Raw genomic sequence first — 17,640 nt, 5'->3', positions numbered from 1 at the left:
CTGACTCCTGACTCCTGACTCCTGACTCCTGACTCCTGACTCCTGACTCCTGACTCCTGACTCCTGACTCCTGACTCCTGAATTCACCAACCGCCACATCCATAGCCAGATTGAGAACAAGCACTGTAATTAAAGGCTGGAGGATCGTTATAGTTAGCTCCGTGTAATAAATCCATGCGAATGTGAACCAAATCTTCTACTCTGCCGTTAATTACATCCACGGAACGGTGGGGATAAATGATATCCGGTCTTTTCACTGGAGGAGCAAGTTTTGGTAATCTCATAGTTGTCCAAAGTTAATATTTGCTTGATAAATAATCTAGCTTATTTGGGTGCAGCCCAAGAACGCACTTCGCCCAAGGTGACAGGCATGATCTCGCGCACATCAATAGTAAAACGGAAAATTTTTCTGGCCCGACGGCTACTTTCTGGGTCAAAAAACTTCAATTTTACGTCCCAACAGTTGCTATCATACCGACAGTAAGCGCTTTTATATATCTCAATGCTGTCAAGTTCCAGACCCATCACCACTGCTTCTTTAAAAGTAGAAGCTGCTTGAAAAGCGTTAGTAGCTGCAAAATTCAGCGCCCGGTCTCTGTCAGTTTGCCCCCAGTTTCGCAAGTCGTAGTAGATGCGGTTCAAGAAACTAGTCAAAGTACGCTGCACTCTTGCTCTTTGGGCTTCGATTGTTTCACCTTCTGTTGCTAACGTCTCTAAAGCAGCATCCACCAGACTATTAATTTTCCAACCATACATCCCCCGGATATTTTCTGGTTCAATTACTGGGACAATTTGCCCAGAAAATAGCTGGACTGTTCTATTTGTCAGCCTTGCTGGGATACTTGCCCGTTCGATAAAATTATCACTGTCTTGTGGTTCTATTTGTCCGGCTAACAGCAGTTGTAAGGTTTCATAAACATCATCAGCAAAAGCTTCAATGGGTTCAATGGCATAAATTGGAGTTAAGTCTAAATTCAACGTCCAAATTAAAGATTTTGCTTCTGGAGGATTATCTACCAGATAATCTACCACCTGACGGGCGTCGTAAGGATTGGCTGGAATTACAGTGCCATCAATTGCAATTCCAGGCATTAATTGTTTAAAGGAATCTCGCCGTGCTTGGGAGCCAAAGTCATAGCCTATAGTACCCAGTGCATAAACTAAACGACTAGTCCGGCTTTGAACGGGAACTTCCAGCTTTTGACTTGGGGTGATTTGAGAGGCTACACCTTTACTAGCTTTAATTTCTCCATAATAAACTGGCAAATTAGCAGCAGGATTTAGCAGCCACAGTTTTCTCATATCTCCTGTGGGCAATTGTTTGGTGAAATCCCCAAACTCAATATTTTGAAAACCTGCTTGTTGTCCTGCTTTTGCTAATTCACTAATAGGATAAATGTGGCAAATTAAATCCTGATTCAACTTTGCCAATTCTCGCTGCTGTTGCTCAGTTAAAGGTAGTTCTTGACTAACCAAATCTGTTATGTACAACTGACCTCCCGGACGCAGCACCCGGTAGACCTCTGCTAAAACTTGAGTGAGATTTTTGGAGTATTTAATGCTTTCATTAAAAAACGCGACATCAAATACTCCATTGGGGAAGGGCAGGTAATTAAAGTCACCTAAGCGAATCTGAATGCGATCGCCTAATCCCGACGCTTGTACCCGCCCTCTAGCATCTTGGGCTTGGGTTTGGGATGAAGTAATTCCTTCGATTCTGATTCCTGGGAATTCCTGAGCAATTTGCAACGCCGGAATTCCCGCCCCACAACCAGCATCGAGAATGTAATTCCCTGGCTTGATTCCGGCTTGTTTGGCTAAATTCAGATTGTGCGATCGCACCCAACTATCGCTAATATCTTTATTCTGGTTAAAGCGTGCCAAGTTATACAATTGACGCTGTCTTTGCCAGTGGTTATCAGGAGGTGCATGAGTTTGATTACTAGTCAAAAATTGCATATTAAATAATTAGTAAGCACTCGACCAAGTACGGACTTCGCCCAAGGTAACAGGAATTAAATCGCTAACATCAATGGTAAAGCGGAAGACTTTTTTGGCTCGACGGTTGTTTTCTGGGTCGAAGAACTTCAATTTCACATCCCAACAATCACTATCCTTCCGACAGAAGGGGCTTCTCTCAACGGTGATGGTATCGAGTTCCATTCCTTCCGCCACAGCCTGAGCAAAGGTTGTCGCTGCTTGGAAAGCATTGGTGGTGGCAAAATTCAAGGCGCGGTCTTGAGAAGTGGTTCCCAAATTGCGGAAATCATAATAAATCCGGTTGAGGAAGCCACCCAAGGTTCTGCGAACATTGTCTTCTTGCGATTCTCCCACTTGAGTGCCGATTGTATCTAAGGCAGCACCAATTAAGGTGTTGACCTTCCAACCATATAGCCCCCGCGTATTTTGTGGTTCAATTACCGGAATATATTGCCCAGAAAACAGTTTAACGGTGCGTCCAGTTAAAAGTCCGGGGATGCTAACGCGTTCTATATATTCTGGGTCGTCTTCTGGTTGAATTTGCCCAGAAAGCAGTTCTTGTAAAACCCCGTAAACATCTCTAGCAAAAGCTCCTTTGGGTTCAATGGCATAAATTGGAGTGAGTTCTAAGTTCAGCGTCCAAATTAAAGATTTACCTTCCGAGGGATTTTCTGCCAAATAATCAACCATTTGGCGAGCATCGTAGGGATTTGCTGGTACTCCTGTATTATCAATGCTAATTCCAGGCATCAATTGTTTAAAGGAATCTCGTCTAGCTTCAGTCCCAAAGTCATAACCCAATGTACCTAAAGCGTAAACTAAAGTTTCAGGATTAATATCGCTAGGAGCTTGGCTAGCAGTGACAGAGGAAGCAACAGGATAAGACATAGGTTGATTTTGTGATGTTATGTAGGATTGCAAAAGGTTTTGAAAAGCGGCAAGATCGGCAGAAGTGGGCAAAGAAACATTTGCATCGGGTGTAGATGCTGCTTCAGTGGAAATTGCGTTTGGGGTTGGACTGCTAACAGAGGCTAAGGCTGGTGTTGATGCTTCCGTTGACGCAGATTCCATGACACCGTCAAACTGAGAACTCGCTACTTCTGAAGGCGATATGCTACTGTCTGCTGCTGAATGATTCATATAATTTATCGGGTATAAAGAATCGCCCTTGCTAATACCTCCGCATCCACAACCGGAGGCCGTTAAGGCTTCTTGTCCTTGTGACATTTTTCCTCCTTTGAGTTTTTCCATTGCGCCAAGAATATTTAGTTTGCCGACTAAACAGCGGGGGCGATCGCTTTGGTTTTTTAGTTCGCAAGGGATAGCACTTTGTAAAATAGCGTCTCTAACTTTTTGCGGGTCGGGTTTTTCTCCACGTTGCTGCTGCAAACTCAATAACAGCGCTGCGACTCCTGAGACAATGGGGGTAGCAAAGCTTGTGCCAGTCCACTCTTTAATTCCACCTCCGGCTTTCGCCCCCAAAATATTTTCGCCTGGGGCAAGAATGCCTTGAGTTTGATACGTATCGCCCCAGTTACTAAAATCAATGGGCTGACCGCCATCGTCCATCGCTCCCACTGCCAACACAGCCGGCAGGGCGGCGGGAACATGCAAACATTCACAGCCGTTATTGCCAGCTGCGGCCACAAGTAAAACATTATTCTCTTTACACAAAGCCACAGCTTTTTCTAACCAGCCATCCGCCTGACCATAGTCAGCCAGTTGCCCACCACTCAAATTAATAATGTGCGCCCCGGAATTGACTGCTTGTTCAATGGCTCGTGCCAGATCTAATTGAGATAAATTACGACCTTTGTCAGAAAAAATGGGAATAATTAAACCCTTGCATCGAGGTGCTATTCCTTCCACTGGCGAGCCGTGCTGGCCAAAAATCACGCTGGCAACATGAGTTCCATGTCGATGCATCAGCCCTTCTGGGTTGGGGATAGATTCTACCATGCCGGGAATTTCTCTCAAATCGGCTCCCTGGAAACAGGGATGAGAGCGATCGACTAACCCATCTAGCACCGCTACACAAATTTCTGGTTTGCCCAGTGTTTGCTCCCACAGATGTGTCAGTCCAGGGATTATCTTGACTTTAGACATGAGGTAGTCGCAAAAAAAAAGTTTTAGAGTCTAGAGAATTTCAAACAATTTAGTTTGAGCATTTTCTTATTACTTAAGTAATTTCAATAGAAAACTTTATAGTCGAGCGATTAGAAATAGCGATCGCACTCAAGCTATTTTTTTCTAGATTGAAAAATTATATATGACTATTGTCACCAAAAATCAATAGCTAAATTGCTAAAAAATCAAAAAAAATAACTTTATTAAGTATCGTTACAACAATCAGCTAATTCTAGCGGACAGTTAAGACAGTTAAGGAAATTTTTTGGCGGACAGTTAAGACAGTTAAGACAGTTAAGACACTTAAGAACATTGTTAACGGACAGTTAAGACACTTAAGAAAATTAATTCAAAATATTTCTTCAAAAAAGCTTATTGCTAACCCTTGTTCATCGTGATATAAGAAATTAAAAGTTTCTGCTGAAGAATTTTCTTAAATAAAACTTTCTTTTGGAGAAACTTTTTATTCGATTTACTTCATTAGGAGAAATCTCTCATGAAACCAGAAAATCAAAAGCAAACCCGCTTGCAACCCAAACTTTCTGAACCTACAGTGCGTGTTATGCCTGGTATCCAACTCGACTTATCAGAAGAAGAGTTGACAAATGGTGGCGTAGGAGTTGGCGGTGTAAACGCTTCTCAATACGGTGGTGGAGACGGTGGTGTATCCCCCTCTATCCCAACAAGTGTATAATTAACTCAAAAGCAGATATATCAACTTGCTTAAGAGTTGAAAAGTTTTTTCACTTCATTCAAGTACTTGATTAGTACCAATAAACTGATAGTTCGCCTACGTCACTAACTCGTCTAATAACACTTTTAACGAGTAAGCTGTCTTAGTTTGAATATCAGTTGGAAGTGCATAAAACTATTAAAGAAACAAACCCATAGCAAAAGCTTACTATTTTAGTAGGATTAGCTTGGGTTTGTCTTCTCTGATTAAATTTACTCCCTCACAAATCCCCTTCAGAATAAGTAAACCTCTGCGTACCTCTGCGTTTAACCCTGCGCCCCTCTGCGTTAAAAAAAACATTCCTTCTACACCTGACTTAACTATAAATTTCTAAATCATAAACCAGCCCTTGCCACATAAAAATAGCAATATGAAAATTCTCCAAATAAAACCCCATTTTCGTGCTGAAATTATCGAACCCAAGCACGTTTACTTATTAAGTGAATCTTCCACCCATGCCCTTACCGGAGAACTTTACTGCCAACTAATTCCCCTCCTCAACGGCAACTATACCGTTGATGAAATTATCAATAAACTGCAAGTAGATCCCAGTCACATCGACTATGCCCTAGAACGCTTGCAAGCCAGAGGCTACCTAACTGAAGCCATTTCCCAACTAACTCCAGAAGCAGTTGCCTTTTGGGGTTTGCTGAAAGTAGAACCCCAAGTTGCTTACCAATGTTTGCAGCAAACCCAAGTTTATGTTTCTTCAGTTGCCAATCTTCCCACCCAACCGTTAATCACAGCTTTAGAAGAAGTGGGAATCAAAGCTATCAACTGGGATGGAGAATTACAGGAATTTCCGCCTCATTCTCTGCTAGTTGTTTTAACCGATGACTATCTCCAACCCGAACTAAATAAAATCAATCAAATAGCCCTCAAAGCCAATCAACCTTGGCTGTTAATTAAACCCGTTGGTACAATTCTTTGGTTAGGGCCAATCTTCCAACCTCAAATAACAGGCTGTTGGGAATGCCTCGCCCAACGTCTCAGGGTTAACCGAGAAGTGGAAGCTTCAGTATTAAGGCAAAAAAACAATTCATTGCAACTTTCCCCTAGCCAAAAAACAAATGGAAATAAAGTCAAGTCAGAGGTAATTGAATGTCTTCCTCCTCCGGCGGCAGTAATTCCATCTACTTTACAAACTGCCTTGCACCTAGCAACCACAGAAATTGCTAAGTGGATTGTTAAACAAGGTGTAGAAGACACAACACCCTTCCCGACCTTAGAAGGAAAAATTATTACCTTTGACCAGAGAAACTTAGACCTGCAAACCCACATTCTTAGTTTACGTCCCCAATGTCCCAGCTGCGGCAACCCCAATCTATTGACTGAACGGGCTTTTCAACCTTTAGTTCTCAGCAGCCGCAAAAAGCAATTTACCAAAGACGGCGGACATCGTGCCTTATCTCCTGACCAAACCGTTAATCGCCACCAACATTTAATTAGCCCTATTACAGGAGTGGTCACTTCCCTAGTCCGGGCTTCTGACCCCAATGACAGCTTGAACCATACCTACAACGCCGTTCACAGCTTTGTAATTGCCTCCAATATAGGAAAAATGCGCCGTTATCTCAAGCACAAAAGTAGCGGCAAAGGAAAAACAGATTCTCAATCAAAAGCCAGTGGGTTTTGTGAAGCGATTGAACGCTATTCTGGTGTTTACCAAGGTGACGAACCCCGAATTAGTGCCACTTTAGCCGAGTTAGGAAATAAAGCCATCCATCCAGCAAAGTGTTCGCTTTTTAGCTCCGAACAATATGAATATCGCGAAGAATTCAACCGCAGAGGTGGGGTATTTGATTGGATTCCTCAACCCTTCGACGAAACCAAAGTCATTGACTGGACTCCCGTTTGGTCTTTAACCGAACAAACCCACAAATATATTCCCACTGCTTATTGTTACTACGGCTATCCTCTGCCGGAAGACCATGAATTTTGTCGTGCCAATTCTAATGGCGATGCCACTGGTAATACTCTCGAAGAAGCAATTCTGCAAGGATTCTTTGAAATAGTCGAACGGGATAGCGTAGCAATTTGGTGGTATAACCGCTTAAAGCGTCCTGCTGTGGATTTAGCTAGTTTTAACGAACCCTATTTACTGGAAGTACAAGATTTATATAGAAGTAACAATCGTGACTTGTGGGTAATTGATATTACCGCAGATTTAGGCATTCCCACTTTTGTTGCCGTCTCTTATCTTAAAGATAGCAAAAACCAAACAATTCTCCTGGGTTTCGGAACGCATTTTGACCCTAAAATTGCCATCTTACGGGCAGTTACCGAAGTCAATCAAGTTGGGTTCACTTGTGATGGTGTAGAAGTGGCTAAAGAGTTTGTGGAAATGCGAGAATGGTTTAAGAAGGCAACCATTGAAAATCAGCCTTATTTAGTTCCAGACTCTACAGTTCCAGCAAAAGTATATCAAGATTATCAACAGCGTTGGAGCGATGATATCTATCAAGATGTCATGACTTGTGTAGAAATTGCCAAAAACGCTGGATTAGAAACTTTAGTATTGGATAAAACTCGCCCAGATATCGGCTTAAATGTGGTGAAAGTTATTGTGCCAGAAATGCCACATTACTGGCTGAGGATGGGGGCAAAACGCATCTATGATGTTCCTGTAAAAATGGGCTGGTTATCTACACCATTAACAGAAGAACAAATGAATCCGATATCAGTGCCAATTTAAATCAAGGCAAGTAACTTTCATGCCCTTAGTCATACTTGTGGGGCGGGTATATTGCCCGCCATATAAACTGGGCGGGCGAGACGCCCACCCCACAAGGAATAATTCAATATTTTGATTTTGAAATTTTTAAACAATATAAAAATGTTTGTTCGTAGTGAGGACTTTAGTCCTCAAGCCAGGACTAAAGTCCTCACTACAAACTATTTAATTTTTACTTACTATTTTTCGTTAATACCATGAATTCACCCTTTACCATTTCCTTAGCAAACAAAATTGACTTAATTCCAGAAAATGAGCGAATTATTCTTAAATCTAATACCTATAAATTAACCCTCTCTCAATTGCAACCAGGGTTAAAATCTGCATTCAACCATCTCAAACATTCCCCTGCTACTCTCTCTGACCTCAGACAATTGGTTGTAGAAACTGATGGAGTTGAAGGGAAAAATAAATTCGATAATTACCTGCAAGGGCTAACTAACTTAGGCTGGATTTGTCATTCAGTTTATCCCCTGGCGACTGCTATTCCCATGACGGGAAACTATCAGTTTGAATATCCAAAAATAGAAGATTGGCAACAACAATCATTTACTCTATCTCGGTTTGCCTATTTGCATCAAGTAAACGGGGAAATGGTTTTAGAATCTCCCCAGTCCCAAGCCAAAATCATTTTATTAGATTGGCGAGCCACAGCCTTAATTACTAAATTATCTCAGCCCCAAACCAGCACAACAATAATCGCAGGAATTCCAGACATCACAGAAGAACTAGCGCAACAATTTCTCAGTTTGCTTTTAGCCACTCAAATGCTATCTTCAGAAACCGAAAATTCTCATCTCATCCAATGGGAATTTCACGACCTCCTCTTCCACAGTCGCAGTCGTAAAGGTAGACATAGCAATCCAGTAGGGGGAACATATCGTTTCTTAGATAAAATTGAACCTCTACCTGTGGTCAAGCCGCCCATGAGCGATAAGGTGATTCAATTATATAAACCCGATTTGGAAGATTTAGCAAAAACAGATATTTCTTTCACTCAAGTATTAGAATCAAGACGGTCAATTCGAGAGTACGGCGAAGAGCCAATCACCATAGAACAATTAGGAGAATTATTATATCGCTCTGCGAGAATCCAAGAGATAATTGATAAAGAAAAACTGGGACAATTAAGCCGTCGTCCTTATCCCGGAGGCGGTGCTATTCATGAGTTAGAGATTTATCCACTAATTAACTACTGTGAAGGACTAGAACCAGCACTATATCATTATCGTCCTGATGCCCATGAATTAGAATTAGTTTCTGAGTGGAGTCAAGAAGTAGAAGCTTTAGTCACAGAAGCTTGTTTATCTAATGGTAGCCAGAAAATGCCGCAAGTTTTAATTATAATTACTGCGAGATTCAACCGCATGTTTTGGAAATACCAATCAATGGCCTACGCTGCAATTTTAAAACACGTTGGAGTTTTATACCAAACTTTGTATTTGGTATCAACTGCAATGAATTTAGCTCCTTCTGGAATAGGTGCAGGTAATTCAGATATATTTGCTAAAGCAACGGGAATTGACTACTATGAAGAATCTTCTGTGGGAGAGTTTATACTAGGCACGAAAAAATCTTTGTGACGTAGTTTGCGAAATTAGAAATAAATTATTCAATCTTGTGGGGTGGGCGTCTCGCCCGCCCAGTCCACAGGGCAGGCAAGATGCCCGCCCCACAAAAGTTAATTATATCTTTTTTATTTACAAGTCCCTTATACAAAAAATCTCCAGTTTTGATATGAATAAACAACCAGAATCATTACAATCAGTTCTTGTATTTGATGGACAAGACGACTCGATAAATTTAGGCAAAAAACCTGAATTTAAAATTGAAAAAGCAATTACCCTAGAAGCTTGGGTTTATTGTCAAAATCAACGACGACGCACTGGCATTATTTCTAATATTTTTGACACGAGTGACAAAGAAAGTGGATATGGTTTGCTTCTCGATGGCAAGAGTGGTGTATTTTTTGCTTTAAAAACTACATCTCAAAAAATTCATTATCTTAGTAGTAAAGCTGATAGTTTAAAGCTAAATCAATGGCATCATCTAGCTGGAACCTACGATGGTAAACAGATAAAGGTGTATATTGATGGTGTAGAAAAAGCTACTAAATCAATTGCCAATTCTGCAATTAATTACGAACCAGAAAATGATTTATTCATTGGGACGTACAAAGATAATAATGAAACTTATCCTTTTCAAGGTAAAATTGCTGAAGTTCGCATTTGGAAAGTAGCTCGAACTCAACAACAAATCCAAAATAATCTTTATCAGCGTCTTGCAGGAAATGAACCGGGATTAATTGGTTATTGGGCTTTAAATGAAGGCAGTAAAAATGTGGCTTATGACGGTACTGCCAATGCCAATCATGGTAATATTAACGGTGCTAACTGGGAACAGTCACAAGTGCCATTTACTAATTCTCAATCTCAAGAGTTAGTAGTTGCCAAAACCCTAACTACAGAAAAAGAAACTACTTTAGAAATAAAACCAGTAGAACAGAAATTAACCCAAAATCCAGAGAAAGCAAAAGAGATTGAAAAACATCTTTTAGCCACTGGACTTGAAGATTATGGATTTTGGTGGCAAGAAATGTTGAAAGCACAAGCTCAAAAAACTGAGCCGGATAAACCTTTTCGTCGCGGTCGAATTTGGGCTTAATATCTCAAAATTTAGAGGCTGGAAATTTTGGTAGATATGGGGATTGGTGTTGATTGTTGACTGTTGACTGTTGACTGTTAACATCCTTAATAAGTAGATAGTCATGATTAAATCTAAGATTATACAAATACAAGCGTAAGGGCGAACAGTAAGGGCGAACAGCCGTTCGCCCGTACAGGTTATTGTATGTGTATCAATATTTTGGTGAATTAGTATAACATGTGATGTTTCACAAATTATTTGAGATTGCTATATATCAATACGGTTGGTGTTAAAGGCTAATTCTACAAAATTGTGGGTTTACCAGACGCGATAAATCGCCGTCTCTATAAGTGTTTTGGTCTTAAGTAGATGGACATAAATAAATATAATATGTTCTGTCATTGCGAACGAAGCGAAGCAATCGCAAAGTCTCTGGGATTGCTTCGCTTCGCTCTCTACGAGACGCTACGCGAACGCAATGACATCTTAGATTTAATCATGACTATCTACTTATCTGAACTGTATTGTGCTATATATCTATCTAAATAGATAATTTTTCAACAAAACTTTGATGTTCTGGTGTAGATAATCCCTGTTGTAAAACTGCTAAGACTTTACCTAAATCTCCTGATAATAAAGCCGTTTTATCTAACCATAATCCCGGAAATACTTGAGCGGATATTATCCCATCGTCATTGCAATCAAGTTTAATATATTCCCCTTCATTTAACCGAAACCAATCAAATTGACGGTCATAAACTCGCCAAACTAAGTATTCCTGTACTCCATTACGACGATAAACTTTGAGTTTTTCATGCAAATCATAAGAAGCACTAGAAGCAGCAATTTCTACAATCAATTCTGGCGCACCTTCTAAATAATCATCTTGATTAATTTGAGTTTGTCCACCTTGTTCTATTCTTAATAAAGCATCTGGCTGCGGCTCGTTATCAGCATCTAATAAAACAGTGGTATTATCTGCAAAACCTACGCCTGGTGTTGCTGCTTTGTAAACTCCAAGCCAAGTCATGATATAAGCATGAGGTTCTCCATGACTTTTGATTCTTAACGGCGATGCCACGTAAACAACTCCTTCAATTAATTCTGCTTTTTGCAAATTTGGCATGGCATCGTAGCGTCGCTCAAATTCAGCACGGGTGAGTTTGTCGCCATTTTCTAAAGGCGGAATTGTTAACAATTGAGCAGTTGTGTCAGTAGATATCATAATTGTTTAATGATTACTGAGATGTGAGGGAACAGGCAATAGGCAACGGGTTTGAAAGTCTATTGGTGTCGTGGTTTTACGTTCAGTTTATGTCCTAACGTAGCTGGCAACTACTATATTAATAATTTTACTACCAAAAAATTGACTTAAAAGCTTAACAATTAGCCATTAAAAATTACTGGCGCTGAAACTATACCTTTTGCCTCTAACACTGCTGCAACTTGTAAAATTAAGGCTTCATTATATGGTGCTGCTATTAATTGCACGCCCAAAGGTAAAGCATTGGGGCGTTGAATTGGTACTGATAAAACAGGTAAACCAACAAAAGATAATGGTTGAGTAAATAAACCCAAATGAGGACGAATGAGAATTTCTTCGCCGTCCAAATTCATAGTTTCTTGACCGATTAACGGCGCAGAAATTGGTGTAGTTGGCGCAAGAATGATATCAACATTTTGAAATACTTCTCGGAGGCGATCGCGATACCATTTTCTAAACCGTTGTGCTTGTAAATACCAACTACTAGGAATTAACGCCCCGGCCAAAAAGCGATCGCGTGTTGCTGGGTCAAAATCTTCAGGACGCCTTTGCAATTTATCAAAATGCAGATTTGCACCTTCACTAGCGGTAATTACAAACGCCGCAGCACGGGCGCGGTGTGCTTCTGGAATGGTGATATATTCAGTGACATCCAAAGCATCAGCAACTTGTTGCACTGCTGCTAAAGCTTCTGGTTGGGCACCTTTGGTGAAATAATCACCAGCGATGCCAACTGCGGACTTCGCCAACGCAATTTTAATTGCAGAGATATCTAGATGAGATGTTACATGTAACGTTTCTACAGGGGGACGCTTGGTGCAAATCGGATCGCGATGGTCTTTACCTTGCAGCACATCAAAAACCGTTGCAATATCTTGCACCGAACGTGCAAAACACCCAATGTGGTCAAAACTGCTAGAAAATAAAGTCACCCCAGCACGAGACAACCTACCATAAGTCGGCTTAAAACCAAAAACCCCACACAGCGCCGCCGGAACGCGAATCGAACCATTAGTATCAGAACCCAGCGTTAGGGGAACCAACCCACCAGCCACAGCCGCCGCCGAACCACCAGACGAACCACCAGCAACTCGCAGTAAATCGTGTGGGTTATGAGTAGGGCCGTAATGGGAATTTTCCGTCACAAATCCATAGGCGTACTCATCCATATTCAAAGCACCAAGCAGCACCGCACCAGCTTGCTTCAACTTCGCCACTGCGGTTGCATCTTGGGTTGCGGGTGGGTTGTCTGCATTGATTTTCGATCCTGCCAAAGTTGTTAAACCGGCAATATCAAAGAGATTTTTCACCGCAAAAGGCACACCGGCAAGTATTCCAGGGTTATTACCTTGGGCAATTTCGCTATCAATGCGTGCAGCATCAGCCAAAGCTGCCTCAGCGGTGATACTTGTAAAACAGTTTAATTGATGATTCCGCATAGCGATTCGTGCTAACGCAGCCTTGGTAACATCCACTGCGCTAACATTGCCTTCACGTACAGCAGCTGCTATGGTCATAGCATCGGCTGAATCAAAATTCATGCTGGAATATTTAGGAGATCGCACGTTTCGCTTTTTGAGTAATAGCAGTCCGCATAGTTTTTGCTAGTTGCAGCAAAATAGCTGTTAGACCTACATCTAAAATACAGGATAATAGAAACCAAACTGGTAAAAATTTATCATTAGGATTTTTAGCAGCTTCTGTAAAAGCGATACGCCCCACAGTATTTGAGCCAATCATTAAGCCATAAAGCGGTGCTATTAGCGATCGCACTTTTTCACTCAAACTTGTTAAATCGCCGCCTTCATCTTTAAATCGATCGGCAAAAGTGGATAAAGTGTTAGCTATTCCCCAAAGACTATATATAGGAATTAAAAATCGGGCGATCGCACCTCCTGGACTAATGGGATATTCTTGAAAAAGATTCTTTAAATCTGCATGGAGACGATGTAACCAAATCAAAAAAACAATAACTGAAGTCACACCGAGAATCAATGAAATTATTGATATCAGTCCATCTAAAAAAGCGAGTAGCTGATAAAGTGGCTGTGCAATTACTTGCAGCAAAGAAAACAGCGTAGATACCAGCCCAACTCCCAAAACCACCGAAAGCAAACGCACCAATAATCTACCCACACCTGCTGACTTCAAAGATTCAGCATCATTCAAATTATTCATTGCATCTTTTGAATAGGATTATCGGCTATATCTTAGTATCATACTGATACTTCACACTCAGGGTAATTACTAGATATTTGCCAACAATTAAAGCGACTATGGTTCAAAAATCGGTGCTACTTCAATTTCTTCAGATAAAGGAAAAGAATTTACGAGATTAGCGATCGCTCTAATTCTCTCAAAATTTGCCACCACCCCATCAAAATATTCATCTCTTATCTCCAAATCCAACAATAACCCCATCTGTCTAACATACTCCTCCACATCAAACCCTCCCTCTTCCATCTCTCCTCCTCTGCGTCCTCTGTGCCTCTGCGGTTCGTTACCTTATTCTAAATCTACAACTTCTTGCGGCAACTCAAAAAAACCATCTTCCCCAGCCGCAAAATCAATCACCTGATATACAGCATCAATATTCAATTCCCCATAAATATGAGGAAACAATTCCCCTATTTCCGCCTCCTCCTCACGAATTTCAGCTTGAACTTTTTCCGAATCAATAAAAAGTAAAACCAAATCTTTTTGATGCTTAAAAAACCTATTTGCAACTTTAACAATTTGCGTTAACCTAGAGCAATGAATAAAACCTTCATTATCGAGTGAATCCGCCCGATAGCTACCGATTAATTTTGCTGTGTCCCATTGTTGGCGTTGTGTAATGTGGAGAATAGTATTCATATAAAATCTAGGAATTTTTGCGGTTTTTAATATCGCTCGGAAAACTTCTAAATTTGTAAAATTTTTAATTATTTGTGTTGCACCTACATTAATTAATTCAAGATTACCTATACCAATAAATGCAATATTCAAATTAGCAGATGTTTTAACATCCCAAATGCCATCACCAACAAAAACCACACGATCAAATGTTTCGACTTGATAAACATTTTTCGCTTTCAGGATAGCTGTATTCACAATATCTTCTCGTGAAATTGCATCATCGGCAGAAGCAAAGGGAATCTCTGCTATTTGTAAGTTTGCTTTTTGCAATTTTACTTTAGCAGACTCACTCCAACCTCCAGTTGCGATGGCCACACACCAATCAGGGTCTAGCTGTAATTCAGATAATAGATTTCCTGAACCAGGAATTTCACTAAATAAATTTTGATTATCAATAAACGCTTCTTGGAGTAGACTCACAAAACATCTTTTAAATCTGACTAACTCTTCATCTGAGGGAACACGTCCTAATTTTTCAATAAAAATTTGTTGGGTAATTCCAGAATCTGTAGTGTGTTTGTATCCAGCCCAATTTGTATTTATACCAAAAATAGCAAATTCCAATGCCAAAGCACGTACAAAACAATTTTCGTCAATTTTGTAAGTATTAGTTAGTGTACCATCAATATCAAAAATCACTAAATACATAAAAGCGATCGCTCTACAATACTCTCTTTAAACTCAGAGACACAAATAAAAACTCTGCGCCTCTGTGTCTCTGTGTGAGGTAATTATCCTACAAATTCGGTGGAATACAAACATCCGGCGCACACAAACCAACAAACTCTAGAGTTGTCACTTCAAAACTATTCAAATCTACACGTCGAATCACATGATTATTCGTATCACTAATATATAGATATGAACCCAAAATACTCAATCCCGAAGGTTCAAAAAACCTAGTGTTTTTACCTTGTCCATTTTCTAAACCAGCAGTACCATTTCCCAAAATTGTTTGACAATTCCCACTAGGACTAACTAATTTAATTTTGTGATTGTAAGTATCCGCCACCCAGAGAAAATTCTGAGCATATTCCACACCCAAACAATGCTGCAAACGCACATCTTCACCTTGTCCATCAACATCGCCAAAACCAAATAAATCTCCGCTACCGCAAACAGTCCGTACTTGGTAAGGTTCTACAATTGCAACACCGCGAATGGAACTAACTTCACTGTCTGCAATATATAATTCTTGCCCATTATGAGTGATACCGCTAGGTTGAGCAAATGCAGATTCAGTCAGTGAACCATCAATACACGCTTCTGCACCCATACCAGCATAAATTTTAACGGCATTTGTTTCCAAATCCATCTGCCAAATTTGGTGCGACCCCGCCATTGCAATGAACAAGGAATTTCCCACTTTCACTAAATCCCAAGGAGAATTTAGTGCAGTTGTTAAACCAGCACCGCCATGAAGTTGAATATTGCGACTTTGTTTTCCAGTTCCGGCGATAGTTTCTACTAGCTGACGTTGCAAATCAACTCGCCGCAACACATGATTTTCTGTATCAGCAACAAAAAGCATTTGATTTTCTGCATCAAATGTCATTCCTTGTGGTGCAAAAAATTGCGCTTCACCAAAAGCACCATCAGTTAAACCAGATTTACCAGTACCAATTACGTGGAGAATTTCGCCATCAAAACTACTCATAACCAAGCGATGATGTCCAGAATCAGCAATAAATAAACCCGCTGGGGTAGCTAGAACTTTACCCGGAAAAGCTAAAGGTGTAATTAACGGTTGGCGTTGTTTTTCTAAAGTCAAGGTAAGTTGTTGAAAATTAATTGTACCTTTGTCGTTGTGTTGCTGAATTAACCGTTGAATCAATTCTTCTAAAACATTACGCTTTCCTTCACCAGAAACAGAGCCAATTACATAACCTTCTGGGTCGATAATCATTAAAGTCGGCCAAGCACGCACAGCATACTCTTGCCAAACTCGAAAACCGCTATCAACTAAAACTGGGTGTTCGATGTCGTAGCGTAAAATAGCTTGACGGATATTTTCAGTTTCTTTTTCGTTATCAAATTTCCCAGAATGAACGCCAATAATGGTAAGGCTATCTTGATATTTTTGTTCTAAATATTTCAGGTCTGGCAGGATATGTAGACAATTAATACAACAATATGTCCAAAAATCTAAAATGACTATTCTACCCTTGAGTTGTTTGAGAGATAAAGGTTTATCTGTATTCAACCATGAATCATTTTGTGGTAATTCGGGCGCTCTTACACGAGGCATCATAAAGTGTTATTGGGTAAAGTTTACTTATGCGTTTGATTGGAAATTCAAAGCTAGTGAACTGAATTTTTGCATATTACAGTAAATCTAAAGTTTTAGTGTAAATTAAAATATAATCTTCCTTTCCATTAGAACTGACCAAAATTTATGAACACTGTCTATATTTCAGATTTAGATGGTACATTGCTTGGGAGTCATGCAACACTTTCTTCTTTTAGCAAAATAATGCTGAATGAACTTTTACAACAGGGACTACAGTTTACTGTAGCCAGTGCACGTAGTGTTGTTTCTATACAAAGAATGTTAAAAGGTTTAAATCTTCGTCTCCCGGTAATCGAATTTAACGGTGCTTTCATTTCTGATTTTGATTCTGGCAGACACGAAATCATTAATTCTATTAGTCCTGAGATAGTTGAAAGTATTTACAAACTCATTTTAGAGTTTCGCTGTGTTCCCTTTGTCTCTAGCTTCAATGGTACAGAAGATTGTGTATATTATAAAGATGTAATCAACGATGGTATGCGGTGGTATCTTAACGATTGTCTGACGAAGAAAGACCGCAGATGGCGAACAATTGAAGATTTGACCCATTGTTTTAGCGATCGCGTTGTTTGTCTCACAGTAATTGGTCAAGCACAACAGCTACTCGAACTTGAAAGTGCAATCATTGAAATACATGGAACTAGTGTAGAGACACACTTAATCGAAAATCAATATTCTCCTGGTTGGTACTGGTTAACAATCCATGACTACAGAGCTACAAAAGACCAAGCAATTCAGACTCTACTAGAAAATTATGGATTAAAACAAAGTGAAATTGTCGTGTTTGGCGATCAAATTAACGATATCAAAATGTTTAAAATTGCAACTCGCGCCATTGCAGTTGCTAACGCAGAACCCAAAGTCCAACATCACGCAACATTAGTCATTGGCTCAAATACAGAAGATAGCGTTGTTAAATATATTCATCAAGATTTTGCCAGAAAGATAAATATTTAATCTGTAAATAT

14 protein-coding genes and 1 pseudogene are annotated in these 17,640 nt (G+C 40.1%); 5 read left to right on the top strand and 10 right to left on the bottom strand.

The genetic code is table 11. The features are described from left to right. Positions 1 to 83: 83 nt before the first annotated feature. Genes VF06_RS24985 through VF06_RS24975 form a run of 3 tightly spaced genes read right to left on the bottom strand, consistent with a single transcriptional unit; the run spans position 84 to position 4,086 of the window. Positions 84 to 284, bottom strand: a complete 201-nt coding sequence (locus tag VF06_RS24985; RefSeq protein ID WP_099068421.1) for a cyanobactin biosynthesis system PatB/AcyB/McaB family protein — start codon at positions 282 to 284, stop codon at positions 84 to 86. A gap of 40 nt (positions 285 to 324) precedes the next feature. Next, a complete protein-coding gene (locus VF06_RS24980; RefSeq protein ID WP_099068420.1) occupies positions 325 to 1,959 on the bottom strand; it encodes a PatA/PatG family cyanobactin maturation protease in 1,635 nt (544 codons plus the stop codon). Between the two features lie 9 nt (positions 1,960 to 1,968). After that, positions 1,969 to 4,086: a S8 family peptidase gene (locus tag VF06_RS24975; RefSeq protein WP_099068419.1), complete on the bottom strand. Its 2,118-nt coding sequence runs from the start codon at positions 4,084 to 4,086 to the stop codon at positions 1,969 to 1,971. A 517-nt stretch (positions 4,087 to 4,603) separates the two neighbouring features. Here VF06_RS24975 and VF06_RS24970 point away from each other — a divergent pair. The 4 genes from VF06_RS24970 to VF06_RS24955 all read left to right on the top strand — a co-directional run bounded on the left by VF06_RS24970 (position 4,604) and on the right by VF06_RS24955 (position 10,238). Beyond that, positions 4,604 to 4,801, top strand: coding sequence for a hypothetical protein (locus tag VF06_RS24970; protein WP_099068418.1), 198 nt, complete (start codon positions 4,604 to 4,606; stop codon positions 4,799 to 4,801). 409 nt (positions 4,802 to 5,210) lie between these two features. Next, complete coding sequence (locus VF06_RS24965; protein WP_099068417.1) at positions 5,211 to 7,535, top strand: TOMM precursor leader peptide-binding protein; 2,325 nt, start codon at positions 5,211 to 5,213, stop codon at positions 7,533 to 7,535. A 236-nt stretch (positions 7,536 to 7,771) separates the two neighbouring features. Continuing rightward, positions 7,772 to 9,157, top strand: coding sequence for a SagB family peptide dehydrogenase (locus VF06_RS24960; RefSeq protein ID WP_099068416.1), 1,386 nt, complete (start codon positions 7,772 to 7,774; stop codon positions 9,155 to 9,157). 154 nt (positions 9,158 to 9,311) lie between these two features. Next, positions 9,312 to 10,238 (top strand): LamG-like jellyroll fold domain-containing protein, encoded by a 927-nt coding sequence (locus VF06_RS24955; RefSeq protein ID WP_099076588.1) that lies wholly within the window; start codon positions 9,312 to 9,314, stop codon positions 10,236 to 10,238. 523 nt (positions 10,239 to 10,761) lie between these two features. Here VF06_RS24955 and VF06_RS24950 read toward each other — a convergent pair. The 7 genes and pseudogenes from VF06_RS24950 to VF06_RS24925 all read right to left on the bottom strand — a co-directional run bounded on the left by VF06_RS24950 (position 10,762) and on the right by VF06_RS24925 (position 16,633). Further along, positions 10,762 to 11,445, bottom strand: a complete 684-nt coding sequence (locus VF06_RS24950) for a Uma2 family endonuclease (protein WP_099068414.1) — start codon at positions 11,443 to 11,445, stop codon at positions 10,762 to 10,764. Positions 11,446 to 11,606: 161 nt separating this feature from the next. Continuing rightward, positions 11,607 to 13,025 (bottom strand): AtzE family amidohydrolase, encoded by a 1,419-nt coding sequence (locus VF06_RS24945; protein WP_099068413.1) that lies wholly within the window; start codon positions 13,023 to 13,025, stop codon positions 11,607 to 11,609. Between the two features lie 10 nt (positions 13,026 to 13,035). Beyond that, the gene (locus tag VF06_RS24940) at positions 13,036 to 13,662 is read right to left on the bottom strand and encodes a DUF4328 domain-containing protein (RefSeq protein WP_099068412.1); all 627 of its coding nucleotides are present in this window, start codon (positions 13,660 to 13,662) and stop codon (positions 13,036 to 13,038) included. A gap of 96 nt (positions 13,663 to 13,758) precedes the next feature. Next, entirely contained in the window at positions 13,759 to 13,947 is a 189-nt protein-coding gene (locus tag VF06_RS24935) for a DUF4089 domain-containing protein (protein ID WP_099068411.1), read from the bottom strand. Between the two features lie 42 nt (positions 13,948 to 13,989). Continuing rightward, positions 13,990 to 14,340: a DUF952 domain-containing protein gene (locus VF06_RS42920; protein ID WP_244917926.1), complete on the bottom strand. Its 351-nt coding sequence runs from the start codon at positions 14,338 to 14,340 to the stop codon at positions 13,990 to 13,992. Positions 14,341 to 14,460: 120 nt separating this feature from the next. After that, positions 14,461 to 15,030 (bottom strand): annotated as a pseudogene (locus VF06_RS42915) (HAD family hydrolase); the annotation flags it as partial. A gap of 88 nt (positions 15,031 to 15,118) precedes the next feature. Then, positions 15,119 to 16,633, bottom strand: coding sequence for a thioredoxin-like domain-containing protein (locus tag VF06_RS24925; protein ID WP_099068409.1), 1,515 nt, complete (start codon positions 16,631 to 16,633; stop codon positions 15,119 to 15,121). Positions 16,634 to 16,777: 144 nt separating this feature from the next. On the opposite strand from VF06_RS24925, the gene VF06_RS24920 reads away from it, so the two are divergent. Beyond that, the gene (locus VF06_RS24920; protein ID WP_099068408.1) at positions 16,778 to 17,629 is read left to right on the top strand and encodes an HAD family hydrolase; all 852 of its coding nucleotides are present in this window, start codon (positions 16,778 to 16,780) and stop codon (positions 17,627 to 17,629) included. Positions 17,630 to 17,640 lie beyond the last annotated feature (11 nt).

This window comes from Nostoc linckia z4 (genome assembly GCF_002608075.1).
Lineage (GTDB): Bacteria > Cyanobacteriota > Cyanobacteriia > Cyanobacteriales > Nostocaceae > Nostoc > Nostoc linckia.
The sequence above is the reverse complement of the archived record's forward strand: the minus strand, read 5'-3'. Positions and strand labels throughout refer to the sequence as shown.